The organism is Pseudomonas sp. 43mfcvi1.1 (genome assembly GCF_900115935.1).
GTDB classification, from domain to species: domain Bacteria; phylum Pseudomonadota; class Gammaproteobacteria; order Pseudomonadales; family Pseudomonadaceae; genus Aquipseudomonas; species Aquipseudomonas bijieensis.
Genome location: NZ_UETT01000013.1, coordinates 150458 through 176181, shown reverse-complemented (window position 1 = coordinate 176181; position 25724 = coordinate 150458). Strand labels below are relative to the sequence as shown.

Below are 25724 nucleotides of genomic sequence, written 5' to 3'. Positions count from 1 at the left end.
GCCAAGGGGCAATCGTCATGCATATCGAACCTAACCTGGTGGAAGCTGGAAAAATCTGGTTGAGCTATGTCACTGCCGCAGGTGTCGGCGCCTACACCCTCAAACTCGCTGCGCAAGCCATCGGTGAGCGTGGTGTCTTCTCGCTGCTAGCTCGCACTGTCACTGCCACGGCCTTGGTGTTCAGCTTCTTCGAGCTACTACCGCACTATCCAGTCGGTGTTTCCGAGGTGCATCTCATCCTGGGGTCAACCCTGTTCCTGCTGCTTGGCGCCGCCCCCGCGGCGGCGGGTCTCGCCCTGGGACTGCTGATCCAGAGCCTGTTCTTCGCGCCATTCGACCTGCCGCAATACGGCATGAACGTCACCACCCTTCTGGTACCGCTGTTCGCAGTCGCTACCCTGGCGAAACGCATCATCGCGCCAAACACGCCGTACGTGGAGCTGAGCTATAGACAAGCTCTGGGGCTGTCGACGGCCTTCCAGGCGGGCATTGTCGCCTGGGTTGCCTTCTGGGCCTTCTACGGGCAAGGCTTCACAGCGGAAAACGCAATGTCAATTCTGACCTTCGGCAGTGCCTACATGACCGTCGTCACCCTCGAGCCGCTGTTGGACCTGGCCGTGCTGGCCGGTGCCAAGGCAACCCATCGCCTGCGTGGCAGCATGCTGGTCGAGCGCCGACTGTACCAGGCCGCCTGAGTCAGCGTACGCCAGTCCAAGTTCAGATCGTCCCCGGGCATTCGAAGGCCGTAATGCTCGGGGCATCAAGAGCAAGAACCGCCCAGAAACCTCGTGAGCAAAGGCAGAGGTATTGATGTTTTTCAGAAATAGCACTCGCAAGGAGCTGAAGCTGCTCGGCGACAGGCTGGAACAACCCGATGGCGAGGGGGTATCCATAGCGGCGAAAGATTCGTTACTGCGGCGGGTACTGGATGGCATAGAACGCCTGCTCGCCGATCGCACGGCGCTCCGACGGCCAGAGCCGGTGAGGCCGAAAGGGCTTCGCAGTAGTCGCCGACGAGGTCCGCAAGCTGGCCACCCGTACCAGCCAGGCGCTCCAACAGGCGGCCGACATGATCGAGAAGTACTGAGTTCGAGCTACTCGGTGCGAATGGGGGGGAAAATGGGGCATAACTCGATTTTTTTGAGCTGAAACCACCGTCCTAGAGCCCAGTCAAAATGTTTTTCGGGGATCCTGAGAGTCTCTGAATCATACCAGAGCAACCTGTCATGTGGACGGCTGCGGTTCACTGCCCGTCCTGCCCCAGAACTCTTCGGCAGACTGACTGAGGACTGCTTTTGGGCGAGTCAGATGAATTTCCAAAGGTATATCCCAGCTTTCGTCGAGCGCTCTGACTAAGCGCCCATCCAGGATTTCTTGCTCGGTGAGGCTCTTGGGTAACCACGCCACGCCTTTGCTTTCCAGGGCCATGGACATGAGTACCGCTGCAAGGTGGCTGCTGAAAAGTGGTTTGAGGTGGAGGTAGTCTTCCTTGCCACGCAGTCTGTGAGCAACGATACGCCCCAGTCCAGACTCATGGGTGTAAGCGAGGTATGGCAATGCCGCAGGCGAGGTGCCGAAGTTAGCGCAAGCACTCGCAAGAGGAACGAGAACGTCCTCACCCACCTTTTTGCTGATGAACTGATCGGGAGCCAGTAGAGGCGGAACGTCGGGATGACGGTGGCAGAGCAGAAACTGGACGTGGCCATGTATCAGCATCTGCTCACAAACAGCCATGCTATCCGAGTGCAGTTTCACGGCCTCAATCGGGGCACCGTTTTCCGAGCTTCGAAGCCACTTGGGGAAAAAAGTAAACGACAGCGAGTGAGTTGCAGCGAATTGCAGCGACCTGGCTGCCATTCCAGCGACCTCCTGAGCCTCGTTGCGCATCCGGTACAAATGTCGGGCAGCTTCCTGGGCGCTGGGCAAAATTTTCCTTCCTGCCTCGGTAAGGATGGCTCCTTGTGGGGTGCGCACAAACAGTTCAACCCCCATCCAATTCTCCAATGAACGCACTCTGCGACTGAAAGCCGGCTGAGTAACATGCCGCGCTTCTGCGGCACGAACAAAGCTGCCGTATTCCGCTAGCGCTGAAAGATCTTCGAGCCAAACGAGTTCCAAGGGCCATGCCTCCCGTGCATAGGGTGCGGCATTAATAGCATTGGGCGGGTGACATCGCAAAGCATAACGTGGGGTCACAAACAACAAGAGGACCCCGTCATGCGCATCGTAGATATTCGTGAAAAAACTGTGTCTATCGCCTCGCCGATCGCCAATGCCTACATCGATTTTTCGAAAATGACCTGCTCAGTTGTTGCGGTCATCACAGATGTGATTCGCGACGGCAAACCCGTCATCGGCTATGGCTTCAACTCCAACGGTCGCTACGGCCAAGGCGCACTGATGCGTGATCGCTTCCTGGCGCGCATCACCGAAGCTGATCCGGATACGCTGGTCGACCATGAAAACAACAACCTGGATCCGTTCGCCATCTGGAAAACCCTGATGACCAACGAAAAGCCAGGCGGCCACGGCGAGCGCTCGGTCGCCGTTGGCACCATCGACATGGCTGTATGGGATGCCGTCGCCAAGATTGAAGGCAAACCGCTGTATCGCCTGCTGGCTGACCGCTACCGTAACGGCGTCGCGGATGACAAGGTCTGGGTCTATGCAGCAGGTGGCTACTACTACCCTGGCAAAGATCAGACCAAGCTCAAAGCAGAAATGCAGAGCTATCTGGATCGTGGCTACGATGTCGTCAAGATGAAAATTGGTGCGGTACCACTGGATGAAGATATTCGTCGCATCGAAGCGGTGCTTGAGGTGGTTGGCGACGGTCGTCGATTGGCGGTCGATGCCAACGGGCGTTTCGATCTACAGACCGGTATTGCTTACGCTGAAGCCATCAAGAAGTACAACCTCTTCTGGTACGAAGAGGTCGGCGATCCGCTGGATTATGCACTCCAGGCTGAGCTTGCCAATCACTATGAGCTGCCCATGGCCACTGGGGAAAACCTGTTCTCCCACCAGGATGCTCGTAACCTCCTGCGCCACGGCGGTATGCGACCTGACCGCGATTACCTCCAGTTCGACTGTGCTCTGTCCTACGGTCTCGTGGAGTACATGCGCACCCTGAAGGTGATGGAAGAAATGGGCTGGTCTTCCCGCCGTGTGGTTCCTCATGGTGGTCACCAGATGTCCCTGAACATCGCAGCCGGACTGCACTTGGGCGGCAACGAATCTTACCCTGACGTGTTCCAGCCCTTCGGCGGTTTCGCTGACGGCATCCGGGTCGAAAACAGCTATGTCGGGCTGCCGGATATTCCAGGTGTCGGCTTCGAAGCCAAGTCCGCTCTGTACGCAGTCATGCGTGAGCTGGGAGAAGGCTGATCACCCTCGATCTGCGGTTTCTTTGAAAGAGGCCGCAGACTTAGGCGTCACCCAGTGACGCCAAGCCACATGCCCATCACAAAAATAAAATGAGGTGCTTACGTGGAAACTTCCAAGTCCCGCTGGTACAGCCAGCTGTATGTCCAAGTGCTGATCGGCATCGTGATCGGTGCAGCAATCGGTTACTTCGTACCTGATATCGGAGCCAAGCTCCAGCCCTTCGCCGATGGCTTCATCAAACTGATCAAAATGCTATTGGCACCGATTATTTTCGGCACCGTGGTCGTGGGTATCGCAAAGATGGGCAGTATCAAAGAGGTCGGTCGGATTGGCGTAAAAGCGCTGATCTACTTTGAGATCCTATCCACCATCGCCTTGGTCGTTGGTCTCATCGTCGTCAACATCGTCAAGCCCGGCGTCGGCATGAACATTAACGCCAGCGCGCTTGATGGAAGTGCTGTCAGCAAGTACAGCCAGGCTGCCAGTGAACAGGGTGGCATCATTGATTTCTTCCTCAACATCATCCCCCCGACGTTCCTTGGCGCATTTTCCAATGGCGTCATGCTCCAAGTCATCCTGCTTTCGATATTGATGGGTATTGCTCTGGTTCAAATGGGCGAAACCAGCAAACCGTTGATCAACACCATAGATCTGTTCCTGCAAGGGCTGTTCAAGATCGTTGCCATGGTCATGCGCTTGGCGCCCATTGGGGCTGGTGCAGGTATGGCGTTCACGATCGGCAAGTACGGGATTGGTACCTTGCTGTCACTCGGTCAGTTGCTGGTCGCGCTCTACATCACAACCCTGGTTTTCATCGTGGTTGTGCTCGGTTCGGTTGCCAGATGGTCGGGTATGCCGTTGATGCAATTTCTCCGCTATTTCAAGGATGAAATTCTCATCACGCTTGGCACCTGTTCAACAGAAGCCGTGCTGCCACGAATGATGGTGAAACTTGAAAAGCTTGGCTGCAAAAAATCGGTGGTGGGCATGGTGCTGCCTACGGGTTACACCTTCAATGCAGATGGCACCTGCATCTATCTCACCATGGCCGCTATCTTCATCGCCCAGGCGACCAATACCCCCCTGAGTTTCATGGATCAGATGATTCTGTTAGGCGTATTCCTGCTGACATCCAAAGGCTCGGCCGGTGTGGCGGGTGCGGGGTTTGTGACGTTGGCTGCAACGCTGACAACCATCCACTCCATTCCTCTGGTAGGGCTCGTCTTGCTCTTGGGCATTGACCGGTTCCTGAACGAAGCGCGGGCCGTGACCAATCTGATCGGCAATGGCATCGGCACCATCGCCATTGCCAAGTGGGATAATTCGTTCGATGTCGAGGCCTGCGAGCGTGAAATTGCTGCCATGAAAAATGAAAAGGCGGCACGGAAGGCATTGCTGGCGCAAAAATAATCTGTAAGCGATCCGGTCATTGCGCGTCAAAAGCGGCTATGACCGGTAGTGCCTTCCAGGTCTCGTTCAACACATGAGGCCTAATGTCCGCAATCAACGCGACCTACGAGGCGCTGGACGGACAAAGTGGCATGGAGGAAGGCGCGTTACTCTTTTTCAGACTTTCGGGGCTGCCAGCACACAGACCATCCATCACCAAGTTCATCAGTCTTGCGAGACGCGAGCGCCATTCGCTCTGGGCATCCATTTGCCATATTCCAGCGATGGCTAGAAAGAAGTCATCGTTGGTTATCCCGCTGCGAATCGTTCCGGCCTTTTCATTTGCCCTCAAAAGCAACTCGGCTGCCGCCTGGACGGGAGCGTATCCGCACTTTCCCGGGAACTCATAAATGGACGCAGCTTGTTGTATGGCAGTCGCAAGCCCTGCCTTCGTCATCGCATATTCAGCAAGGCAGTCCATCCATTCACGGAGGGCCTCTTTAGGTGGTTTGGTCGCGAGGAACTGTTCCGCCAACGCTGCCACCTGCTGCATCTCAAATTGATAAACCTCGAATACCAGCTTCTCTCGGGTGGCGAAATGGCGATAGAACGTGCCCTGCCCCACACCAGCCTTCTTGGCGATCGTGCTCAAGGGAACCGCAGGATCGCGAGTCAGCTCAACCACCGCGACCTCCAGTATCCGTTCGCGGTTTTTCTTGGCGTCAGAACGCATCACCAGCTCGTCAGTCATGAGCAAAGTTTTCCTTCAATGCATTGCTAAGCGGACAGCTGTCCGGTATTTTCTAAAAGTGGACACTTGTCCGATTAACCGTTTTCCCTTGGAGTTTACTATGAACGGCACTGGCAACACGATTCTGGTTACTGGCGGCACCTCGGGCATCGGCCTCGGTCTGGCGCTCAGGCTTCATCAGGCGGGCAATAAAGTCATCATCGCTGGACGTCGCAAGGCTCTGCTCGACAAGATCGCGTCGGAGCATCCAGGTATTGAATCAGTATTGCTGGACATCTGCGATCCGCACTCCATCCAGCGCAGCAGCGAAGCGCTTGCGATCAGCCATCCAAATCTCAACGTTCTCATAAACAATGCCGGGATTATGCAGTGGGAGAATCTGACTGAGCCGCAAGGCCTGCGCACAGCCGAAGATATCGTGACAACGAACTTACTTGGCACGATTCGCATGGTGTATGCATTTACTCCCCAACTGCTCAAACAACCCAGCGCAACCATTATGAACGTCAGCTCGGCCCTGGCATTCGTTCCACTGCCTGCCACACCGACCTACAGCGCCACCAAGGCAGCGGTTCATTCGTTCACTCAAAGTCTTCGAGTACAGTTGGAGGACTCCTCCGTCGAAGTTATCGAGCTTGCGCCGCCGGGTGTGCGCACCACTTTGCTCGGGCAGGAAAATGACGAGCACGCGATGCCTCTGGAGGAGTTTTTGGATGAAATCCTTGAACTGCTAAAGATCTCTCCGACCCCATCAGAACTCGTTGTTGAGCGCGCCAAACCATTAAGGTTTGCTGAAGCGACGGGTTCACATGACGAAGTGTTGAAAATGCTTGCGGCGTACAAACCTCCGGCAGAGTGACATTGACCTTGTGGGTATTGCCTTATGCGGTCATTCGGCTAACCAGATGAGATCGCTCCAGGCAACCACATGCACACGGATCGTGCATTGTTTACCAACAGCATGACCTCTCATTCTTGAAAAGTCGTATTTACCAGAGTCAGACGACAGGCGTGCGCATCCCAGGTTGCAGGCTTCACGGTGCGCTAATTCATTCGCATACCCAGCCAGACAGTCACTTAAATATTGGTTATAGGTAAGGAGGTTCTTAAAGTGAAAATCGGAATTATCGGTGCCGGCAATATTGGGGCTACCCTAGCCCGCAAGCTCGCTGCGTGCGGCCATGAAGTTAAGCTGGCAAACTCGAAAGGCCCTCAGAGCATCCAGAACCTTGCCAATGAAATCGGCGTGCACGCGGTGACCAGGGAAGATGTTGTTTCCGAGGTAGACGTGATCATCCTCTCGATCCCCTTCGCGAAATACCCAGATCTCAAACAGACGCTGAGTAGTGTCCCCAAGAAAATCGTCGTAATTGACACATCCAATTATTATCCCGGGCGCGATGGGGCAATCAAGGAAGTTGATGACGGCAAGCCCGAGAGCATTTGGGTAAGCGAGCAGATCGGCCACCCGGTCATCAAGGCTTGGAACGCGGTCCTCGCAGCGACCCTTGCCGACAATAGGCAGGCAGACGGGGCTGCAGCACGCATCGCCTTACCGGTAGCCGGGGATGACACTCAGGCTGAGTCAATAGCACGGCATCTCGTTGAGGATACGGGCTTTATCGCACTTGCCGCCGGTAGCCTTGAAGATTCGTGGCGTCAGCAACCAGGTACACCCGCCTATTGCACCGAGCTGACATTGCCGGAGCTGAAATTGGCGCTGCAAGCGGCAGACAAGGCGCGAGCGCCTCAAAACCGCGACGCATTGATCGCCAAGTTTATGACTCCCGGCAGTCAGTTCACACACGAGCAAATTGTTGCCACCAACCGCGCTATGACAGCCTGACTATCGTGTTCGATTGCTGAAAATCATGGTGGTCGCCCTTCGTACGACCACCCCCTTTAAAACACGAAGCTATGCCCCAACTCCCCTTCCATCCAACCCAAGAATCGCCTGACCCTGGGGAAACTGGAATGAGCCTTCGGGAACACCAGGTGGTGGGCGGCCACCGGAGAACTCAAGGCTTCGGGGGCGACCTCAACCAGCGAACCATTGGCGAGGTATTTTTGTGCCAGCAGTGTGCTTTCGAGGGCGAATCCCAAGCCGTGGCTCGCCGCTTCCAGGCTCATGTAGGATCGGTCAAAACTCAAGGCGTAGGGTTTTTCAGGGCGTGCCAGGCCATGCTGGGCGAACCACTCAGGCCATCGGAGCAAGGTCGCTTCGGAAAGGATCAGGTCTTCAGCCAGGAGATCGGTTGCGTTTTTTACCGCGCAGCGCGCGATCAGCTTGGGCGAAGCCAGCACAGCGAAGCTCTCGTTGCGCACGGTGCGCACTTCATAGCTGGGCCAATTCGGCCGACCGTGGCGAATATCGACATCGATCTTGTCCTGGCTGAAATGCAGCGACTCATAGGAGCAAGACAAATTGATTTGGATGTCCGGGTTGGTCAAGCGAAATGACTCCAACCTTGGCATCAGCCAGAGCAAGCCAAAGCTGGGAGAGGAATGCAGCCGCAGGCAATCCAGACTGACGTCACTCGCTGCCCGCTCGGTGGCGACCTCGAGGCTCTGCAACAAACCGGAAATGTCCTTCAAGTACTGCTCACCGACCGGTGTCAGCGTCACCCCACGGGCTGCCCGCACGAATAACTGTCGGCCAATCATGACCTCCAGTTTGGCCAGTTGGTGGCTGATCGCTGACGGCGTGAGGTCCAGCACTTCGGCGGCTCTTGCCAGGTTGCCAAAACGGGCGGTCTGCTCGAAGGCTTGAATTGCTCTCAGCGGTGGCAGGTTGGATGAAGGGGTATCGTCCTGGCGCATCGGTATTCAGCCTATTGTTTTTGGTCTCGAACGGGTAAGTGCCATTCAAGCATTTGCGATCCGCGTTGACGAGTGCTGAATTTTATTCATCTAGCAGTGACGTTTGCGTTATTGCTCGACATGTCGAGGGAGCCCACTCTGAGTCATCGATCGCTGAATCGAACCATAAAAACAATCAGAGGTACCCCTCATGCTTCTTCAAGACAAAGTCGCGATTATCACTGGCGCCGCATCCGAACGTGGTATCGGCCGGGCAACGGCTGTCACCTTCGCCAGACACGGTGCTCGCGTCGTGATCCTGGATCTCGACGAGGCCGCCGCCCGTGATGCCGCGGCCACCCTCGGCGAAGGCCATCTGGGCCTGGCTGCCAACGTCGCCGACGAAACGCAAGTCAAAGCCGCCGTCGCCAAGGTTATCGAGCGCTACGGCCGTATCGACGTACTCGTCAACAATGCCGGCATCACGCAGCCGATCAAGACCCTGGATATACGCCCAAGCGACTACGACAAGGTCCTGGATGTCAGCCTGCGCGGCACGCTGTTGATGTCCCAGGCGGTCATTCCGCTGATGCGCGCTCAGGCTTCGGGCAGCATCGTCTGCATGTCATCCGTATCGGCCCAGCGTGGCGGCGGCATTTTTGGCGGCCCACACTACAGCGCAGCGAAAGCCGGCGTGCTCGGGCTGGGCAAGGCCATGGCGCGCGAATTCGGCGCAGACAACATTCGCGTCAACTCCATCACGCCAGGCTTGATCCATACCGACATCACCGGCGGGCTGATGCAGGATGAGCGCCGCCACGCGATCATCGAAAGCATCCCGCTGGGTCGTCTGGGCGCCGCGCAGGATGTCGCCAATGCGGCTCTGTTTCTCGCCAGCGACTTGTCCTCTTACCTAACCGGCATCACGCTCGATGTAAACGGCGGCATGTTGATCCACTGACGACAGGTGTAAGCACCGCCGCCCATTAAGTTCTGGATCGAAGATACGTCGGGCTCAAGCCCGGCGTTCTATAAAAACAAGAGATCAGACCATCATGATGACCACCATGACGCTCGACGCTGTGTCCACAGTGCGCTCAAGCGCGTATCGCAAAACCGCCTGGCGACTGATGCCTTTCCTGATGCTGTGCTACCTGTGCGCTTACCTGGACCGGGTAAATGTCGGGTTTGCAAAGCTTCAGATGATGAGTGACCTGTCCCTGAGCGAGACCGTATACGGGCTCGGCGCCGGTATGTTCTTTCTTGGTTATTTCCTCTGCGAAGTGCCAAGCAACCTCATTCTCCACAGGGTCGGTGCCCGTCGCTGGATCGCGCGCATCATGATCTCGTGGGGCATCATCTCCGCCCTCTTCGCCTTCGTGGAAACGGCCTGGCAGTTCTATACGCTGCGCTTTCTGCTCGGTATCGCCGAAGCGGGTCTCGCCCCGGGCTTGCTGCTCTACCTCACTTACTGGTTCCCCTCTTACCGCCGGGCAAAAATGACCGTGTTGTGGTTCATTGCCATCCCCCTTTCAGGAATGATCGGCGGGCCGCTCTCAGGCTACATCATGACCAAGTTCGCAGGCTTTCACGGTTGGGCGGGCTGGCAGTGGATGTTCGTGATCGAGGCCATTCCGACCGTCATCGTTGGCCTGATGGTGCTGGCTTACCTCAAGGATGGCGTCCACCAGGCGACCTGGCTCACCGATGAAGAAAAAGCCCTGGTCAGCAAAGAACTGGCCGAGGACAACAGCCGCAAAGTCACCCATGCATCGGTCGGGGCGTTCCTGCGGGACCGCCGCCTGTGGATTCTCGCTTGCATCTACTTTTGCGTGGTCATGGGCCAGTACGCGATCACCTTTTGGCTGCCGACGCTGATCCGTAACGCAGGCGTTGCCGATCCGATGCACATCGGATTGCTCACCAGCCTCCCTTACTTGTGTGCCATCGTCGCGATGGTGCTCATGGGCCGCAGCGGCGACAAGCACCAGGAGCGCCGCTGGCATCTGGTCGGGCCAATGATTGCCGGCGCTTTGGGCCTCACGTTGGCTGCGGTGTTCGGCGGCAACCTGATGCTGTCGGTGTTGTTCTTGTGCCTTGCAGCAGCAGGCGTGTTGTCGGCGTCTTCACTGTTTTGGATGCTGCCTACCACATTGCTCGGTGGCGTCTCCGCCGCAGCGGGGATCGCCGGGATCAACAGCTTCGCCAATCTTGCGGGGTTCTGCTCGCCGTACCTGATTGGATGGATCACCACCACGACCGGTTCGAGCGCCATCGGCATGTACCTGATTACCGGTGTGCTGTGCATCGGTGCCTGCTTGGTGCTGCGCATTCCCGCCGCTTCGGTCAATCGTTGAGTTAACGGAGAATTTCCATGACTGCCACTTTATCCCGCGCCTCCACCACCACCCTGGTGCAACGGGCCCATAACATTCGCCGCCATGCCTTGCGCATGGGGCAAGTCCAGGGCCAGGGCTATGTCGGCCAGGCGCTGGGCGCCGCAGACTTGCTGGCTGTGTCGTACTTTCACGCCTTGAACTACAAGCCCGAACATCCCGAGTGGGAACAGCGCGATCGTTTTTACCTCTCCATCGGCCACTACGCGATCGCGCTGTATGCCGCTCTGATCGAGGCTGAAATCATTCCACTGGATGAGCTTGAAACCTACGGTTCGGATGACAGCCGCCTGCCCATGTCTGGCATGGCCGCCTACACCCCCGGCATGGAGATCACCGGTGGCTCGCTGGGCCAGGGGCTGGGCATCGCCGTAGGCGCCTGCCTGGGTTTGAAGCGCAAGCAATCCGCCTCTTTCGTTTACAACCTGTTATCGGATGGCGAACTGAATGAGGGCTCCACCTGGGAAGCGGTCATGTCAGCCTCCCATTGGAAACTCGACAACCTGATCGCCATCGTCGACGTGAACAATCAGCAAGCCGACGGGCACTCCAGCGAGGTGCTGGCATTCGAACCTATCGTTGATCGATGGCAAGCCTTTGGCTGGTTCACCCAGCGAGTAGACGGTAATGACCTGGACGCCCTGGTCAAGGCGTTCGACGCCGCCCGCAGCCATCCCACCGCGCAACCGCGCGTCATCATCTGCGATACCAAGATGGGCAAAGGGGTGCCGTTCCTGGAAACCCGCGAAAAAACTCACTTCATTCGCGTGGACGAGCATGAATGGGATGTGGCCCTGAACAACCTCGAAGAAGGCAAAACAGCATGAACAACTCACACAACACTAACGCTCAGGTGCCCGCGGTCGCGAAGAAAAAACTGACGACCTCGGCGATGATTGCCTCGATTGCCGCTGAAGGTCAGGCCACCCAATCGGCGCCCTTCGGTCACGCCTTGGCCGCACTCGCGAACCAGCGCCAGGATATCGTGGGTTTATCGGCTGACTTGTCCAAATACACCGACCTGCACATTTTTGCGAAGGCGCACCCCGAGCGTTTCTACCAGATGGGTATGGCTGAGCAGTTATTGATGAGTGCGGCAGCGGGCATGGCGCGGGAGGGATTCGTGCCCTTCGCCACCACTTACGCGGTATTTGCTTCGCGCCGGGCCTATGACTTCATCTGCATGGCGATTGCCGAGGAAAATCTCAACGTCAAAATCGTTTGTGGTTTGCCAGGACTGACCACCGGATATGGCCCCAGCCATCAGGCGACTGACGACTTGGCGATCTTCCGCGCCATGCCGAACCTGATGATCGTCGACCCCTGCGACGCCCTGGAAATCGAACAGGCGGTTCCTGCCATTGCCGCCCATCAAGGGCCCGTCTACATGCGGTTACTGCGGGGCAACGTACCGCTGGTGCTCGACGAATACGGTTATAAGTTCGAGATCGGCAAAGCCAAGACTCTGCGCACGGGCAACGAGGTTTTAATCATTTCCACTGGTTTGATGACAATGCGTGCTTTGGAAGCGGCCAAGGAACTTCAGGCTGACGGCGTGGATGTCGCAGTGCTTCACGTCCCCACCATCAAGCCTTTGGACGAGCAGACCATTCTGGCCGAGGCGAGAAAGCCGGGACGACTGGTCGTGACGGCGGAAAACCACTCCATCATCGGTGGATTGGGCGAAGCCGTGGCGACCGTGCTGTTGCGCAATGGCGTCACGCCGACGTTCCGGCAAATCGCGCTGCCGGACGCCTTTCTCGATGCTGGAGCGCTTCCGACATTGCACGATCGCTATGGGATTTCCACCCAGGCTGTGTGCGCGCAGATCAAGGGTTGGTTATAGGGTTTAAAACCTGCGGGGGCTGAATAAGCCCCTGGCAAGGAGGAAGTACCCCTTGAACACGGATCACCTGCTTGACCCCGATTATGGTTTTTTCCTTGAAGAGCCTTCCAGTCAATGGACCCTCGCCGCTCTCCCCGGTATCCGAGACCGAGTAAGCGCCAACTCGAAAACTCCCGAGATGTCGCGCGGCGAACAGCGCTGGACAGGCGCTACCCCTGGCGCCGATAGCGTGCGCATGTGTATTTACCGGCCTGCCCCGGCCTTCGAGGACCAGCTGCTCCCGGCTATCCTGTACTTGCATGGTGGAGGTTTCGTCCTGGGAAGCCCGGAGATGGTCGACGACTACCTGGCCGATCTCGCTGGCCAGTTGAGAACGGTGATCGTCGCGGTCGATTATCGACTGGCCCCGGAGCATCCGTTTCCTGTTCCGCTGGAAGACTGTTACACGGCGCTGGGCTGGCTTTTGCAGCAAAGCCATACGCTGGGCCTTGATCGACAAAAAATCGTCATCATGGGCCACAGTGCCGGAGGCGGCCTGGCCGCAGCGCTGGCCCTACTGGTTCGGGAGCGACACCAATACTCCGTCGCAGGCCTGGTCATGATTTACCCGATGCTCGATCACAGGACCGGCTCGGCGGCAGCCCCCTCGGCCAATCCCACAACCGGCGCATTGAGTTGGAGGCCGCAAGCCAACCAGTTTTGCTGGCAATGCCTGCAAGGGCCCTACGCCCCTGGGGACGAAAAAGCCTTCCTGTTTTCCCCCGCGCTCGCAGTCGATTTGCAGGGTTTACCCCGCAGCTTTACTGGTGTTGGGGGCTTGGATCTGTTTCTGGAGGAAAGTGTGGACTTCGCGCTGAAACTTTCGCGCTCAGGCGTGCCCAGCGAGCTTCACGTCTACCCGGGCGTCCCGCATATGTTCGATCAGTATCCGGGGCGGATGACAGATCAGTGCAGGAACGACGTCGCGATTGCGCTCGGGCGAATGTGGGCAGCATGAGCACGGGGCCTGTCCGACGTTCTCCAAAGCTCAGTCCCTGAGCCATTTGCGGCTTTCAGAGCTTGTGGCTGCCCAGTACCAGGTACCGCTGTGGCGATGCCTTGCGCAGCCGCGCCGCCAGAAACACACCTGCCAGCAGCGCTGCGGGAATGATCGCGCAGAGACCATAGGACAAGGCCTTGCTAGCGCCCGTCAGCACATCGAAATGCACCACCGCGATAACCAGGACCGCCAATAACGCAAGGCAGGAGAAACCGGGGAAAATCCGCCCACGCCAGATCCCCAGCTTGAGCTCGGGATGGCGCTGAGCGAAGACCCATACCGCCGCGGAAGTGAGCGCCATCAGCAAGATCACGCAAAGCGTCGCCAGGTTGGACAGCCAGGCGAACAATTGCAGGATCGGATCGGCGTCCATCGCAGCGAAAATCAGCACGACCACGGCGGAGATCAAGCTCTGCAACGCCGAGCCCATGTGCGGGCTCTGGTGCACACGATGGGTGGTTCCCAGCCGGCTGGGCAGCAGACCGTCACGGCCGATGGCATAGAAGTAACGGGCCGCGGCATTGTGAAAGGCCAGCAGTCCGGCGTAGATGCTGACCATGAACAGCACGCGGATGACCTGGGTCAGCTGCGGGCCGACAAAGTGGTCGGACATGCCATAGATAAAGGTCGTCGGATCCTGCAACGCCTGGAGCGTGGCGACGATTTTGTCCGCCCCTACGCCGATCACCATCGACCAGACCGATAGCGCGTAGAAACCACCGATCAGCAGCACCGAACAGTAGGTGGCAATCGGGATCGTGCGTTGCGGGTTCTTGGCTTCTTCGCCGTAGATGGTGGTGGCCTCGAAGCCGATGAACGCGGCGAAGCAGAACAGCAAGCCGATTGACGGGGTGCCGCTGAGTACGTGGCTGCGATCAAATGCGTCGAGATTGATGCCACTGTCACCGCCCGTCCTGAGAATGGCGAAGTCCAGGAGCAGGATCGCCAGGTATTCGGCGATCACGATGACCGACAACACCCGGGCCGACAGGTCGATCTTGCGATAGCCAAGGATCGCAATGCTGGCCATCGCCATCAGCGAATACGTCCACCAGGGCAACACCAGGCCGAACACACTCTCCATCGTGCCGCTGACCACGCCACCGAACATGCCATACAGGCCCACCTGAAGGATGTTGTAGGCGAACATCGCCAACACCCCCGCAGCCCCGCCAGCCAAACCACCCAGGCCGCGAGCAGTGAATGCATAGAAACCACCGGCGTTGGTGACATGCCGGGACATGGTGGTGTAGCCCACCGAGAAGGCCAGCAACACCAGCAGGGCCAGGATCAGCAATGCCGGTGTACCGGCGCCGTTGCCCAGCATGATGCCTATGGGGAAGCCGCCAGCGATGACACTCAAGGGACTCGCCGCCGAAACCACGAAGAAGATGATGAAGCCGACACCCAGGGCCCCACGCTTGAGCTCCGTGGAGTTGTTGACCGGGAGAGATACACTCATGTTTTCTTGACCTTATTGTATGAGGCAGTCGCTGTGGGATCGATGCAGTCAACCGCTCACCGCCACCGAATAGCGTTGTTGTTCTTGTTGCACGCTGGATTCGATCCTATGCCTCTCCCTGAACGCTCCACTATCCCAAATCGGTAACCAGAGTTCGCTCGTCAAAAAAACCGAAGGGCTGTCATCCGTCCCCCGCTATCACCTCATTGCAAAGCGATGCGCGCCGTCAGTTCCGCCGCTGCGCCGGTCACCAGGTCGCACAGGTAGCCCGGTTGAAAAGCACGGAACCGCTCACTGCGTCCAACCAGGGTCATGCTGCCAAGGACGCGCTGCTTTTCGTCGAAAATCGGCGCGGCGACGCCACTGCGTCCCGGGTGCAGCTCGCTTTCGCTGATACAGTAACCCTGCTTGCGAATGGCGAGCAGGCTCTTGCTGAACGGCTTCCACGCCAAGCCCTGCTGCTGCGGTTCGGTTGGCTTCGCGTGAACGTCATAGATGCGGCGGATCTGGCGCGGCAGCAGATACGCCAATACGACCCGGGAAGTCGCGCTGTGGAGCAGATCGATCGGTCGCCCCCTGTCGCCACCGACCGGGCCGGCATCGGAACCCCGCTGGATCAGCACGTTGACCACTGAATCACCATGCCATTCGCTGACCAGCGCATCCAGGCCGGTATCGTCGACCAATTTATCGACCAGGTCCCGGCTGCACGCCAGCAACGGATCGTACTTCGTCATCTGATGCTCCAGCGTGACGATTCGCGGGCCGAGTGCGTAGCCGCGCGGTAATCGCTTCAGGAAGCCCGCATCGCCGAGCTCGCGCAGATAACGATAGGCGGTCGCGGGTGTAAAGCCGAGCTCCTGGCAAATGGTCTCCACGTCAATGACCGGCTGATCAGGCCGAAACAGGTCGAACACCATGAGCAGGCGGCGAAGGCTATTCATCTTTGCTACATCCTTGTGCAGTCGACACCATGCTCGGTAGATGCTCAGGCGCGCGCGCAATCGGCGATGGCCGCGCGGGTGGTATGGGAAGGCAATTCTGCGAACAGTTCCTGGTACTCCGCCGCAAAATGGCTGAGGTGATAGAAGCCCCATTGGGCCGCGGCATCGCCGATCGAGAGGTGCGCGGCCTGGGTGGACATCAAGGTCCGACGTACACCGTTGAGCCGCACGGAGCGCAAGTAATTGATGGGTGTCGTCTCGGCAACCGAGCGGAAGCTGTTCTGCACGGTACGTCGACTCACCTGGAGTCGCTGGCACAACTCGTCCACGCTGGGCACGTTGTTCAATTCCGCGGTCGCCAGGCGATGGCATTTCTCGACAATGAAGCTGCGTGTGGAGCTTGGAAGACGCTGCTGCTTGTCGCAGGCCGGGTCGGTCATCAGTTGCAGCAACTCGCCGAGCATGGCCTGTTCCAGTTCCAGCTCCCGATCTTGCGTATTGCCAAGATCTTCGTTCGAGAGCGCCTGGGAGAATACAGCCAGCATTCGACGTCGAGCATCTGCATAGCGCTGCGTGGAGACCCTGATCACCGGTTGACGCAGCAACTGGCTGATTTCCTTGGCCGACGCCGTTTGCGCCAATGCCTGCTCGAACAGTTCACGTTCGAAGGTAATGGCCAGCAGTTCCATGCCCATCGGCATGTGAAACATGAACTCCTCGCCACCGTGAAGAAAGAACAGGCTGCTGTCGTCCACTTCCCGCCCCTGCATCCGAATCGAACCCGGAACGGTGATGGGCACGGCAAAGCACATCTTGCCCCGGGGCGCCACGCCATGCTGCACCACGCGTTGGTTGATCTGCTCACGGAATATGTGGCAACGCGCCGTCGTCAACTGTATGAGCGAACTCTCGATCGAGCCAGCGGTTAACTGGCTGTAGTCCTGATTCCACTCCTGGACGGTAGCGGCGTGGACATGGATGTCACGAAAGTGGCTGATGTTCTGAATTTTCATGATGACGAAAGCCTCGGCCAATATTCTTCTTTTTAGGTTGCCTTCTTGTGCGATATTCTCACATTAAGAGAATTATGCAAATTTCTTTACGCAAGGAGCCGCTCATCGAAATCAGCGTTCGAGGCGACCCTCCCAATGTGCCGATTCGGGCTACCGGCCAGGCGGAAGCGACGGGGATGATCGAGACACTGAAACCGACATCCTGAGAGACCGTCATGAGTGAAACCAAGCTTGAATCCCTCCACTTCGCGGATGCCCCGCGGATCATTTCCACCATTCCCGGTCCCAAGACCACCGAGGCCCTGGCGTTGTCGGCGCGTACCGAGTCGATGGCCCGCGGCGGCGGACGCATGCCCGTGGCCATGGACCGGGCGTTCGGCGCGACCTTCAAGGACGCTGATGGCAACACCTATATCGATTTGTCCGCAGGTGTGGGCGTCAGCAGCGTAGGTCGCTGCCACCCGAAAGTGGTGCAGGCCATCCGCGAACAGTCCGAAGTGCTGATGCACGCCCTGGAAGTCAACAGCACCCGCCGCACCGAGTTGGCCGCCAAGCTCTCCGAGATCGCGCCCGACGGCTTGCGCGGCGATTGCATTACGTTCTTCACGCAAAGCGGTAGCGATGCGCTGGAAGCCGCGATCAAGTTCGCCAAACGCGTCACCGGACGGCACCAGATCATCGCCTTCCATGGCGGCTACCACGGCGTGTGGAACGCCTCCGGTGCGCTGACCACCGGCACGGCCTACCGCAAGGGCTACGGTGCCCAGATGGGCGGCGTCATTCACGCCCCCTACCCTTATGCCTACCGCTTCCCCTTCGACACCACGCACAAAAGCGCCGAACAGATCGCCGGCGACTACGTGGATTACCTGCTGAATACCCCTTACACCGCCGCCGATGACGTGGCCGCCGTGATCGTGGAGCCGGTACAGGGTGAAGGCGGCTACGTGCCTCCCTCGCCAGAGTTCCTGCAACTGCTGCGCAAAGCCTGCGACCTCAGCGGCGCGCTGTTGATCGTCGATGAAGTGCAATCCGGCGCGGGGCGTACCGGCAAGATGTGGGCGGTCGAACATTCCGGCGTGAAACCCGACATGCTCACCTTCGGCAAGGGCATTGGCAGCGACCTGCCGATGGCGGGCCTGATCATGCGTTCGGACCTGGCAGCCGCGATCCCCGACGGATCGATGCCCAATACCTTCGCCGCCAACTCGCTGTCCGCGGCAGTGGCGCTGACCAACATCAGCATCCTGCAGGACCCGGAGCTGGATCTGCTCAATCGCGCGCACACGCTGGGCCTGGAGGCTCAGGAACGTATCCGTGGCTTCAAGAGCCCCTTCGTCGGCGAGGTTCGCGGTCGTGGCCTGATGATCGGTATCGAGCTGGTCGAAGACCCGGTCACCAAGGCACCGCTGGAGGGCGCCAAGATCGGTCAACTCATGGGTTACCTGCTGAACCACGGCGTGCTGATGATTCCCTGCGGTCGCTACAGCAACGTGATGCGCGTCATGCCCTCGCTGACGATCACACGCTCGCTGTTTTTCAAGGCGCTGGACATCTTTGGCGACGCCCTGGCCTCCCTCGAAGCATGAGGCGTGCCCCACCGATCACTCACATTACGCAGGGCCCCTGACATGACTCAGCACCTGAATCACTTCATCCAAGGAGCGTCCTTAGAAGCCTCCGACGGTGGACGCATGACCCTCATCAACCCTGTGACAGAGCAGGTGTACGGTAGCTCCGCATGCGGCACGAGCGCGGATGTGGACCGCGCCGTGGAGGCAGCGCGCAGCCAACTCGAGGGTGGCGCCTGGAGCCAGCTCGACGGCGCCCAGCGCGGTCGACTGCTGTCGAAGCTGGCTGACCTGGTGGAACGCGACACCGACTTGCTGGCCGATCTGGACGCCAACGCCATCGGTCGCTCCCCGGTCGAGCCGCGCCGGATGGACCTGCCCAACGCGGTCGCCAACCTGCGCGCCGCTGCTGGCTGGGCCAACCAGTTGGAGGGGCGCACCATTCCCACCGGCGGCTATTTCGGCAGCAAGACCCTCTCGTACACGGTGCGCGAGCCGGTGGGCGTGGTCGGTGCCATCGTGCCCTGGAATTCGCCGCTGATGATCACGGTCTGGAAGCTCGCCGCTTTGCTGGCCGCCGGCTGCACCGTGGTCATCAAACCTTCGGAAGAGACACCGCAATCGGCCCTGCACCTGGCCGCGCTGGCTCAGGAAGCGGGCTTCCCTGACGGTGTGATCAACGTGGTTACCGGCTACGGTGCACAGGTGGGTCGCGCCTTGTGCGAACACCCGCACGTGGCCAAGATCAGTTTCACCGGCAGCCCCGAGGCCGGACGCGAGATCCAGCGCACCGCCGGCGTGCTGTTCAAGCGTGTGGCACTGGAGCTGGGCGGCAAGAGCCCACAGATTGTCTTTGATGACGCGTCCTTCGACGACGCGTTGCGCGGCTGCGCGCTCGGCTTGTTCGTCAACCAGGGCCAGGTCTGTGCCGCCGGCTCGCGTATCCTGGTACAACGCAGCATCGCCGATCGCTTCGCCGCAGCGCTTGCCGATGCTGCTCGAGCAGTCAAGGTAGGCGATCCTCGACAGCCCGACGTGCAGATGGGGCCAGTGGCCAAGAAAGCACAGTTCGAACGGGTCAACCGTTACATCCGGCTGGGCATCGAACAAGGCGCCTCCCTGCTGGCCGGCGGCGTATCGAACCCCGAGCGGGGCTGGTTTGTGCAGCCGACCATCTTCGCCAACGCCCGCAACGACATGGCGATCGCCCGAGACGAGATCTTCGGCCCCGTTGGCACGGTGATCACGTTCGACAGCGAAGATGAGGCGATCGCAATGGCCAACGATTCCACCTACGGCCTGGCGGCCACGATCTGGACCAGCGACCTGGTGCGAGCGCACCGCGTTGCCGCGGCGGTAAAGGCCGGTGCCGTGGGCATCAACTGCTGGAGCCCGCTGGACGCCAACCTGCCCTGGGGCGGCGTCAAGTCCAGTGGCATTGGCCGTGAAGGCGGGTTCAGCGGCGCGTTGGCCTATACCGAAGAAAAGGTCATCACCGTGTTGCTGCCTAACTGAGAACAAAAAACCGCACTGACCGGACCACCCTCCAAGCCCTGTGTCGTAGAGGGTGGCCGTTCAAATGTGCATTCCGATGCCTTGATGATCGATGGAGAGACTGCGATGAATCCGGTAAATCAAACAACAATTGATCGGTATCCGACGTCCCTGCGTATGTTGCACTGGGTGCGCGCCGTGCTCATCGCCGGCCTCCTCTGGGCTGGCTGGCACATGACCGGGATGAATGATGAAGTAGCAAGCAAATACGAGCTCTATTACCCGTGGCACAAATCCTTTGGGGTGTTGATGCTGTTGGTGGTCCTGGTCCAGATCACCCTGCGCTGGCGCACCCCCAAGCTTCCACAACCGCTGGAAACACTGGCTGGACATGAGCGGTTTTTGTCACAGCTGGTGCAACGTGCCATGTACGTACTGATCGTGATCGTGCCGTTGATGGGTTACTCGATGTCGAGCACCTACACGATGAGCGACGGGGTATTCTTTTTTGGGGTGAACCTGCCGGAGCTGCTACCGAAAAATGACGACTGGTTCGTCGTCTTCCAGTGGCTGCACAAAGTGCTCGCCTATACCCTGCTCGGCCTGATCGTGCTGCATGTCGCCGGCGCCCTCAAGCACCGCTTCTTCGACCCGGACCCTCGCAACGACGTCCTGCGCCGCATGCTGTGACCGTCCCGTCTTAATCACCTTTCCCGCCGGAAAGCGCCACCGCTGGTGGCGCCTACGCATCAAACTCCCTGCAACAGATGCCGCCAGCGGCGACTCAGATCAGAACGTCACCCACACGATGAACTGCAAGTAAGTGTTGGTTGATGCGCTCCCGCTCTGCAAACCACCGTCCTCGAGCCACTTCTTTGGCTTGTAGAAACCCACCAGAGGCGACAACGTGATGTTGTCCGTCACCATCCAGTCCAGGTACAGGTCGACCTCACGGGCGCTGAAGTCTTGAGCATCCCGGTCGGAGAGTTGGTGATAGTGGAAGTACATCGCGTTGAGTGTCAGCTTGTCGGTCGGCTGCACCGAGAACAGCACATCGTTGATTTGCATGTTCGAGGTCACTGAACCGGCATAGTTCGCGGCTACTTCACCCTGGTACCGCTTGCGGAAGCCGCCCTGGAACAGGAAGTCCCAGCCTTCGGAATAACGCGAATAACGGTAACTTACCGCCGGTTGCCATTTGACGTCGGCAAAGGTGTAGCCCGCGTCGAAGAACATCGCCCGCTGCGACCCCGAACGTTTTTCCTGGCGCGCCACCTCGAATGCAAAATCAGCGTTCTCGATGCCGGCATTGCCCTGGCCACGGATGCTGTAGATATCCATGCCCTTGCGCTCACTCCGATCGGCGAAGGTATATCGCTCGTTGACATCCAGCCCGTGCACATAGGTCGAACCAATCGAGCCGATGGGCGTCGTGTAGTCGATGGTGGCGGCCGCCACTTCGGTCTCCGACTGTCCTGGATTGTCCGACTTCAACCACATCAGACTGCCGTGAAGCCCCTGCGTACCGCCCAGTTTCAGGACGGCCGTATTGCCAAAGGCCAATCGCGGCCCCAGGTAAAAGGCGCCGCCGCGATTGAACCGACCGTCCGCCACACCTGGGATGGGGCTGAAGGCCTTGCCGGGAGCGAACCCGTCGTCGGTGATCAGGAAACCGTCCACCGTCACGAGCTGCCGGCCAAAGGAGAAATCAACGCCGTCCGTACCCAGGGCGGGAATCAGGTCGCCTGACTTCCAGCCCAGATAGGCGTCTTCTACCGCCGTTCTTCTTTCATTCCCGGCAGTGATCGCTCCCGCGTCCCCGTCGCCCCATGAGCCCGTGCTGATCAGGCTGAACCCGCCGTAGATCGAGCCGGGACCGATCTTGTCCGTCGTGCCGTTTAGACCGTACTTTGCGAAGCCTTCCTGCCATCGCATCCTGCCGGGTTCCTCCTGCGGGTTGGCGAGGTAGTTCTTTTCACTGCCGAACCAGCCAAATCCAGCCCAGAGGTCGGCATTCAGGACGGTAGCACCATCGTCTTCGTTGTAGAGCTCGTAGGCCTGTGCCTGCGGCCCCAATGTACAGAGTGCAACCAGAGAAATTAATGGAGCGTAGTGGGGGGTGCGCATGACGTCTCTCCTGTTTTTATATTTATGAGGCGAGTCATGAGTGTTCCGATTCGGGCCGCCCATGCGGTAGCCCAAATCAGCATGTGCACAGGGCGGCGCCCCTATTCCCTTGGTCCCATCGCTGCCCACTGAAAAACCTGTCCTGGGATTTGAATGGTTGCCGTTTTGGGCTACGGCCTGCGCAGGTGTCCCCCCTATGCTGGGGCCATAAGAACGCATAAGAACGAGGCATCCGTCATGACCCCATCCCCGCTGTTACGTCAGGGGCTTTGCCTGCTGACCATCGTCGCTTGCAGTGCCCTACCGTCCCTGGCCACCGCTCACCACTCATTCGCGCTTTTCGACCAGACCAAGATGGTCACGGTCCAGGGCGTGGTCGAGCGCTTTGCCTGGACCAATCCGCACATCACGATTTACCTCGATACGCCCGGCCCGCCCCCCCAGCGCTTCAAGATCGAGACGGGCAGTGTCAACGCGCTGCAGCGCGCAGGCTGGAACGCTGATTCGATCAAGGCTGGCGAAAGCGCCGAGGTGTCCTTCAGACCGCTGAAAAACGGTGATCCGGGAGGACTGCTCGTGGAGATCAAGATCGGTGACGTCGTGCTCACGGGCGGCGGTTAGGCGAAGTCCCTCCTCCGCTTCATGACTACCGAACTCAACCGAACCAGACAGGCCAGCAGCGTGGAGACGTTTCAATGAAACCGACACGAACCTTGAGCGCAGCAACGATCTTCCTCGGCGTCGTCCTCGTGACCGTCGCCGGGATGTGCAACGCGGCAGCGTCGAAAACCCAGCACGACAAGCGCCCGGACATCAGCGGCACCTGGGAAAGGACTCCGGATGATTGGTTCGGTGAGAACCCGGACGAGCCAGTGCACCCGGGCGGACCGATGGACCTGAAGGAACCCTATGCCAGCCAATACGCCGAGCTGAAGAAAAAACAGGCCGCCGCGAACGAAGCCGGGACGCCGCTGGCCACGACGAGTTCCAAGTGCCTGCCCGAGGGCATGCCGACGTTGATGGCGGCGCTCTTCCCGATCCAGATCATTCACGACGACAAGCAAGTGGTCGTCCTTGGCGAATATCTCCAGCAGGTACGCCGGATTCTCTTGAACGAGGCAATGCCGCCCAAAGAGAAGCTCGACCCCAAGTACCAGGGCCATTCGCGAGGCCACTGGGAAGGCGACACGCTCGTCGTGGAGACACAACGTGTGCGAACGGACGTGACGTTCTATGACGTTCCCCATGGTGCGGACATGAAGATCATCGAACGCATCAGGCTGCGGGGACCGGACCACTTGGAGGACCAAGTCGTGATTGAAGATCCACAGGTGCTCAACACCCCGTATCGCTTCACGTTCGACTACAAGCGCTCCGACTACGCCATTCAAGAATATGTCTGCGAGAACAACCAGATCGTGATCGACAGCGAGGGCAAGGCGTCCCTCAGCCGTGAGTGAAGCCCTATCAATGACCCCTTGGAGGTGAGCGGATGGAACGATCGATGACCATCAGCATCCTGCGACCAACGCTGCACGGCGTCCTGCTGTCGCTGATGCTGACCTCGAACACCTTCGCCGAAGTGCCCCGCATGCCCACAGTCGTTGCCGTGCCGCCCTCCAGTGTGCCACCGCTGTCGTCGGCGAAACGTCCGGGTACCGAACACAGCGACCTCGACATGTACGACTACGTCGAAGAGGAGTTTTACCTGCAAGGCGTCGCCCCGGCCATCACCGCCGCGGGCAAAACCCTCTTCGAGGCGCCCTATACCACGCGCATTCTGGTGCGCAAGCCGGCAGACCCTGCGCACTTCAACGGCACGGTGGTGATCGAGCCGTTCAGCTGGTTTGGCGAGCGCGCCGCAGGGTGGATCCTGACCCGTGATTACTTGCTACGGCGTGGCTACGCGTACGTCGGCTACACGCTGAACATGAACAAGCCGGCCGTCGACCCCAAGTTCATCTCGGACACCCCGGCCGCCGAGGCCGAGCAGGTCGCCCAATACGGACGGATCGTGAACTTCGAATTCATGCGCCGCTTCGACTACGCACGCTATGCGCCGTTGGGCACCTATTACGATCCGGAGCGCTTCACTCGCGGTGCAGGTCCCGATCCGTTCGTTCCACAGTCCCAAGGCATTGCCGCACAACTGGCGCTGCTGCTCAAGACCAATGCGGCGCAAGGCCCGTTGGCAGGCCTCAACGTGCAACGCGTCTATGTCAATAGCTGGGCCGTGACCGCGCAAGTCTGGATGGACTACCTCGACCAGGGCCGGCACCAGCAATGGCGCATGCCTGACGCAAGGCCACTGATCGATGCCTACATGACAGGCCGCATGGCCTATGGCGAGGTGGGCGGCGATGTCATCCGACTGCCGCGGCAGATGCCCGACGGCGTGCCGTTCGTGACCGTCTACAGCCAATCGGAACTGATGCATGACGTGATCGAAGGCATCGACCTGCCGCCGGATACCGACAGCCCGCAGCTTCGCTACTACGAAGTGACCGGCATACCGCATCTGCGGCTGGCCGACCTCGGCACGGAGCATACCGAACTGTTAGCTGCCGACATCGGCAAGGGTGACGACCCACGGTGCCGGACGTTGTACGACGAACCGGCGGAACTGGTCGTTTCGGCGCTGCTCGATGGCATGGACCAATGGGTGCGCGCGGGCAAAGCCATGCCGAAGGCGCCGCGAGTCCTGCGCGAAGGCAAAACCGTCGCACGCGACCCCGCCACAGGCAACCTGCAAGGGGGCGTGCGCCCGCCGTGGATCCAGGTGCCCAGCGCGACCTACCTCACGGACCAGGAGACCGGTTGCGGCCTGATCTACGACACCAAGGTGCCCTATTCCAAGGAAGCGCTTGGCCAACGTTACGGCAGTTTCAGCCACTACGAACAGGCATTCGAAGACGCCAAGGGCCTCTCGATCAAGCAGGGCTATCTCCTCCCGGAGGATGCAAAGGGCCTGCGTCCGATCGCAAAACCCCAAGACTTCTAACCCCACGCGGAAGCAAAGCAAATGTCACCAGAACTCATCATCGCCTGGATCTACGCGACACCGTTGAGCACCGCCATCAGGGACCTGTCCTGGGTCGTGCCCACCATCCAGAGCGTTCATATCGTCGCCATCGCAATGATCTTCGGTGCCGCCGTGATCTCCGACCTGCGGCTGGCCGGCGTGCTCGCCACGGACGAACCCTTGCGCGGCGTCATTCGCCGTTATTACCCGTGGATGCGCGCCGCACTCATCGTCCTGCTCCTCACCGGGTTGGTCATGATCATCGGCGAGCCTGACCGCGTACTGGTCAACACGACGTTCTGGCTGAAGATGTTCATGGTCGTTGCCGTGTTCACCCTGGCCTGGTCAATCCGACGTCCATTGCTGCGTCCCGCTGCTCAGGCACAAGGCGATAACGAGAAGCCGCCCATCAAGGCACTGGCCTGGCTGTCGATCGCCCTATGGTGCGGCGTGATCTTCTGCGGCCGCTGGATCGCCTACTGAT

The 25724-nt window shown here is 59.2% G+C and carries 24 protein-coding genes and 1 pseudogene; 18 read left to right on the top strand and 7 right to left on the bottom strand.

Translation table 11 applies throughout. The features are described 5' to 3' along the window. The first annotated feature begins 17 nt into the window (after window positions 1-17). Window positions 18-695 carry an energy-coupling factor ABC transporter permease gene (locus DTP52_RS23290; protein WP_025569543.1) on the top strand — a complete coding sequence of 226 codons (678 nt, stop codon included), beginning with the start codon at window positions 18-20 and terminating at the stop codon, window positions 693-695. Window positions 696-971: 276 nt separating this feature from the next. Then, window positions 972-1087: pseudogene (locus DTP52_RS31730) on the top strand (methyl-accepting chemotaxis protein); the annotation flags it as partial. A gap of 137 nt (window positions 1088-1224) precedes the next feature. On the opposite strand, the gene DTP52_RS23275 reads toward DTP52_RS31730, so the two are convergent. Then, window positions 1225-2118, bottom strand: a complete 894-nt coding sequence (locus DTP52_RS23275) for a LysR family transcriptional regulator (RefSeq protein WP_109755441.1) — start codon at window positions 2116-2118, stop codon at window positions 1225-1227. 99 nt (window positions 2119-2217) lie between these two features. Between DTP52_RS23275 and DTP52_RS23270 the strand changes: the two genes are divergently transcribed. Both DTP52_RS23270 and dctA read left to right on the top strand, forming a co-directional pair. Continuing rightward, window positions 2218-3387, top strand: coding sequence for a mandelate racemase/muconate lactonizing enzyme family protein (locus tag DTP52_RS23270; protein ID WP_109755440.1), 1170 nt, complete (start codon window positions 2218-2220; stop codon window positions 3385-3387). Window positions 3388-3489: 102 nt separating this feature from the next. Continuing rightward, window positions 3490-4797 carry a C4-dicarboxylate transporter DctA gene (gene dctA / locus DTP52_RS23265; RefSeq protein ID WP_109755439.1) on the top strand — a complete coding sequence of 436 codons (1308 nt, stop codon included), beginning with the start codon at window positions 3490-3492 and terminating at the stop codon, window positions 4795-4797. Window positions 4798-4900: 103 nt separating this feature from the next. Here dctA and DTP52_RS23260 read toward each other — a convergent pair whose 3' ends face one another. Further along, on the bottom strand, window positions 4901-5527 hold the full coding sequence (locus DTP52_RS23260) for a TetR/AcrR family transcriptional regulator (RefSeq protein ID WP_178082499.1): 627 nt from the start codon (window positions 5525-5527) through the stop codon (window positions 4901-4903). A 100-nt stretch (window positions 5528-5627) separates the two neighbouring features. Here DTP52_RS23260 and DTP52_RS23255 point away from each other — a divergent pair, with 100 nt between their 5' ends. Further along, on the top strand, window positions 5628-6386 hold the full coding sequence (locus DTP52_RS23255; RefSeq protein ID WP_109755438.1) for an SDR family oxidoreductase: 759 nt from the start codon (window positions 5628-5630) through the stop codon (window positions 6384-6386). A 231-nt stretch (window positions 6387-6617) separates the two neighbouring features. Then, complete coding sequence (locus DTP52_RS23250) at window positions 6618-7373, top strand: NADPH-dependent F420 reductase (RefSeq protein WP_109755471.1); 756 nt, start codon at window positions 6618-6620, stop codon at window positions 7371-7373. Window positions 7374-7429: 56 nt separating this feature from the next. On the opposite strand, the gene DTP52_RS23245 is transcribed toward DTP52_RS23250, so the two are convergent. Further along, window positions 7430-8347, bottom strand: coding sequence for a LysR substrate-binding domain-containing protein (locus DTP52_RS23245; RefSeq protein ID WP_109755437.1), 918 nt, complete (start codon window positions 8345-8347; stop codon window positions 7430-7432). A 190-nt stretch (window positions 8348-8537) separates the two neighbouring features. Between DTP52_RS23245 and DTP52_RS23240 the strand changes: the two genes are divergently transcribed. From DTP52_RS23240 to DTP52_RS23220, 5 genes are all read left to right on the top strand, one after another. Further along, on the top strand, window positions 8538-9287 hold the full coding sequence (locus tag DTP52_RS23240; RefSeq protein WP_109755436.1) for an SDR family NAD(P)-dependent oxidoreductase: 750 nt from the start codon (window positions 8538-8540) through the stop codon (window positions 9285-9287). 94 nt (window positions 9288-9381) lie between these two features. After that, the gene (locus tag DTP52_RS23235) at window positions 9382-10683 is read left to right on the top strand and encodes an MFS transporter (RefSeq protein ID WP_109755435.1); all 1302 of its coding nucleotides are present in this window, start codon (window positions 9382-9384) and stop codon (window positions 10681-10683) included. Between the two features lie 17 nt (window positions 10684-10700). Continuing rightward, window positions 10701-11549: a transketolase gene (locus tag DTP52_RS23230; protein WP_109755434.1), complete on the top strand. Its 849-nt coding sequence runs from the start codon at window positions 10701-10703 to the stop codon at window positions 11547-11549. Next, entirely contained in the window at window positions 11546-12568 is a 1023-nt protein-coding gene (locus DTP52_RS23225; protein WP_109755433.1) for a transketolase family protein, read from the top strand. The genes DTP52_RS23230 and DTP52_RS23225 overlap by 4 nt, the downstream gene beginning before the upstream one ends. 52 nt (window positions 12569-12620) lie before the next feature. Then, window positions 12621-13565, top strand: a complete 945-nt coding sequence (locus tag DTP52_RS23220; protein ID WP_109755432.1) for an alpha/beta hydrolase — start codon at window positions 12621-12623, stop codon at window positions 13563-13565. Between the two features lie 55 nt (window positions 13566-13620). Here DTP52_RS23220 and DTP52_RS23215 read toward each other — a convergent pair whose 3' ends face one another. The 3 genes from DTP52_RS23215 to DTP52_RS23205 all read right to left on the bottom strand — a co-directional run bounded on the left by DTP52_RS23215 (window position 13621) and on the right by DTP52_RS23205 (window position 17026). Continuing rightward, on the bottom strand, window positions 13621-15069 hold the full coding sequence (locus DTP52_RS23215) for an APC family permease (RefSeq protein WP_109755431.1): 1449 nt from the start codon (window positions 15067-15069) through the stop codon (window positions 13621-13623). Between the two features lie 203 nt (window positions 15070-15272). Then, window positions 15273-16013: an IclR family transcriptional regulator gene (locus DTP52_RS23210; RefSeq protein ID WP_109755430.1), complete on the bottom strand. Its 741-nt coding sequence runs from the start codon at window positions 16011-16013 to the stop codon at window positions 15273-15275. Between the two features lie 44 nt (window positions 16014-16057). Next, window positions 16058-17026, bottom strand: a complete 969-nt coding sequence (locus DTP52_RS23205; RefSeq protein WP_109755470.1) for a helix-turn-helix domain-containing protein — start codon at window positions 17024-17026, stop codon at window positions 16058-16060. Window positions 17027-17241: 215 nt separating this feature from the next. Between DTP52_RS23205 and DTP52_RS23200 the strand changes: the two genes are divergently transcribed. From DTP52_RS23200 to DTP52_RS23190, 3 genes are all read left to right on the top strand, one after another. Beyond that, window positions 17242-18615, top strand: a complete 1374-nt coding sequence (locus tag DTP52_RS23200) for an aspartate aminotransferase family protein (protein WP_109755429.1) — start codon at window positions 17242-17244, stop codon at window positions 18613-18615. Window positions 18616-18657: 42 nt separating this feature from the next. After that, window positions 18658-20112 (top strand): aldehyde dehydrogenase family protein, encoded by a 1455-nt coding sequence (locus tag DTP52_RS23195; protein ID WP_109755428.1) that lies wholly within the window; start codon window positions 18658-18660, stop codon window positions 20110-20112. Window positions 20113-20217: 105 nt separating this feature from the next. Continuing rightward, window positions 20218-20781, top strand: coding sequence for a cytochrome b (locus DTP52_RS23190; protein WP_109755427.1), 564 nt, complete (start codon window positions 20218-20220; stop codon window positions 20779-20781). Between the two features lie 99 nt (window positions 20782-20880). Here the strand turns inward: DTP52_RS23190 and DTP52_RS23185 are convergent, their stop codons facing one another. Further along, window positions 20881-22218, bottom strand: coding sequence for an alginate export family protein (locus tag DTP52_RS23185; protein ID WP_109755426.1), 1338 nt, complete (start codon window positions 22216-22218; stop codon window positions 20881-20883). Window positions 22219-22455: 237 nt separating this feature from the next. On the opposite strand from DTP52_RS23185, the gene DTP52_RS23180 reads away from it, so the two are divergent. The 4 genes from DTP52_RS23180 to DTP52_RS23165 all read left to right on the top strand — a co-directional run bounded on the left by DTP52_RS23180 (window position 22456) and on the right by DTP52_RS23165 (window position 25723). Beyond that, on the top strand, window positions 22456-22839 hold the full coding sequence (locus tag DTP52_RS23180) for a DUF6152 family protein (RefSeq protein ID WP_109755425.1): 384 nt from the start codon (window positions 22456-22458) through the stop codon (window positions 22837-22839). Window positions 22840-22913: 74 nt separating this feature from the next. After that, window positions 22914-23678 (top strand): hypothetical protein, encoded by a 765-nt coding sequence (locus tag DTP52_RS23175; RefSeq protein WP_109755424.1) that lies wholly within the window; start codon window positions 22914-22916, stop codon window positions 23676-23678. Between the two features lie 44 nt (window positions 23679-23722). Continuing rightward, the gene (locus tag DTP52_RS23170) at window positions 23723-25219 is read left to right on the top strand and encodes an alpha/beta hydrolase domain-containing protein (protein ID WP_249411853.1); all 1497 of its coding nucleotides are present in this window, start codon (window positions 23723-23725) and stop codon (window positions 25217-25219) included. 21 nt (window positions 25220-25240) lie between these two features. Continuing rightward, window positions 25241-25723 (top strand): DUF6644 family protein, encoded by a 483-nt coding sequence (locus tag DTP52_RS23165; RefSeq protein ID WP_109755422.1) that lies wholly within the window; start codon window positions 25241-25243, stop codon window positions 25721-25723. The last annotated feature ends 1 nt before the right edge of the window (window position 25724 follow it).

What these genes read in the sequence shown, in the direction of transcription:
- DTP52_RS23170 (WP_249411853.1), top strand. Translation starts at nt 23,723, where the DNA reads ATGACCATCAGCATCCTGCGACCAACGCTGCACGGCGTCCTGCTGTCG.
- DTP52_RS23190 (WP_109755427.1), top strand. Translation starts at nt 20,218, where the DNA reads ATGAATCCGGTAAATCAAACAACAATTGATCGGTATCCGACGTCCCTG.
- DTP52_RS23200 (WP_109755429.1), top strand. Translation starts at nt 17,242, where the DNA reads ATGAGTGAAACCAAGCTTGAATCCCTCCACTTCGCGGATGCCCCGCGG.
- DTP52_RS23230 (WP_109755434.1), top strand. Translation starts at nt 10,701, where the DNA reads ATGACTGCCACTTTATCCCGCGCCTCCACCACCACCCTGGTGCAACGG.
- DTP52_RS23175 (WP_109755424.1), top strand. Translation starts at nt 22,914, where the DNA reads ATGAAACCGACACGAACCTTGAGCGCAGCAACGATCTTCCTCGGCGTC.
- DTP52_RS23290 (WP_025569543.1), top strand. Translation starts at nt 18, where the DNA reads ATGCATATCGAACCTAACCTGGTGGAAGCTGGAAAAATCTGGTTGAGC.
- DTP52_RS23205 (WP_109755470.1), bottom strand. Translation starts at nt 17,026, where the DNA reads ATGAAAATTCAGAACATCAGCCACTTTCGTGACATCCATGTCCACGCC.
- DTP52_RS23185 (WP_109755426.1), bottom strand. Translation starts at nt 22,218, where the DNA reads ATGCGCACCCCCCACTACGCTCCATTAATTTCTCTGGTTGCACTCTGT.
- DTP52_RS23245 (WP_109755437.1), bottom strand. Translation starts at nt 8,347, where the DNA reads ATGCGCCAGGACGATACCCCTTCATCCAACCTGCCACCGCTGAGAGCA.
- DTP52_RS23225 (WP_109755433.1), top strand. Translation starts at nt 11,546, where the DNA reads ATGAACAACTCACACAACACTAACGCTCAGGTGCCCGCGGTCGCGAAG.
- DTP52_RS23195 (WP_109755428.1), top strand. Translation starts at nt 18,658, where the DNA reads ATGACTCAGCACCTGAATCACTTCATCCAAGGAGCGTCCTTAGAAGCC.
- DTP52_RS23270 (WP_109755440.1), top strand. Translation starts at nt 2,218, where the DNA reads ATGCGCATCGTAGATATTCGTGAAAAAACTGTGTCTATCGCCTCGCCG.
- DTP52_RS23255 (WP_109755438.1), top strand. Translation starts at nt 5,628, where the DNA reads ATGAACGGCACTGGCAACACGATTCTGGTTACTGGCGGCACCTCGGGC.
- DTP52_RS23165 (WP_109755422.1), top strand. Translation starts at nt 25,241, where the DNA reads ATGTCACCAGAACTCATCATCGCCTGGATCTACGCGACACCGTTGAGC.
- DTP52_RS23180 (WP_109755425.1), top strand. Translation starts at nt 22,456, where the DNA reads ATGACCCCATCCCCGCTGTTACGTCAGGGGCTTTGCCTGCTGACCATC.
- DTP52_RS23215 (WP_109755431.1), bottom strand. Translation starts at nt 15,069, where the DNA reads ATGAGTGTATCTCTCCCGGTCAACAACTCCACGGAGCTCAAGCGTGGG.
- DTP52_RS23260 (WP_178082499.1), bottom strand. Translation starts at nt 5,527, where the DNA reads ATGACTGACGAGCTGGTGATGCGTTCTGACGCCAAGAAAAACCGCGAA.
- DTP52_RS23235 (WP_109755435.1), top strand. Translation starts at nt 9,382, where the DNA reads ATGATGACCACCATGACGCTCGACGCTGTGTCCACAGTGCGCTCAAGC.
- DTP52_RS23240 (WP_109755436.1), top strand. Translation starts at nt 8,538, where the DNA reads ATGCTTCTTCAAGACAAAGTCGCGATTATCACTGGCGCCGCATCCGAA.
- DTP52_RS23210 (WP_109755430.1), bottom strand. Translation starts at nt 16,013, where the DNA reads ATGAATAGCCTTCGCCGCCTGCTCATGGTGTTCGACCTGTTTCGGCCT.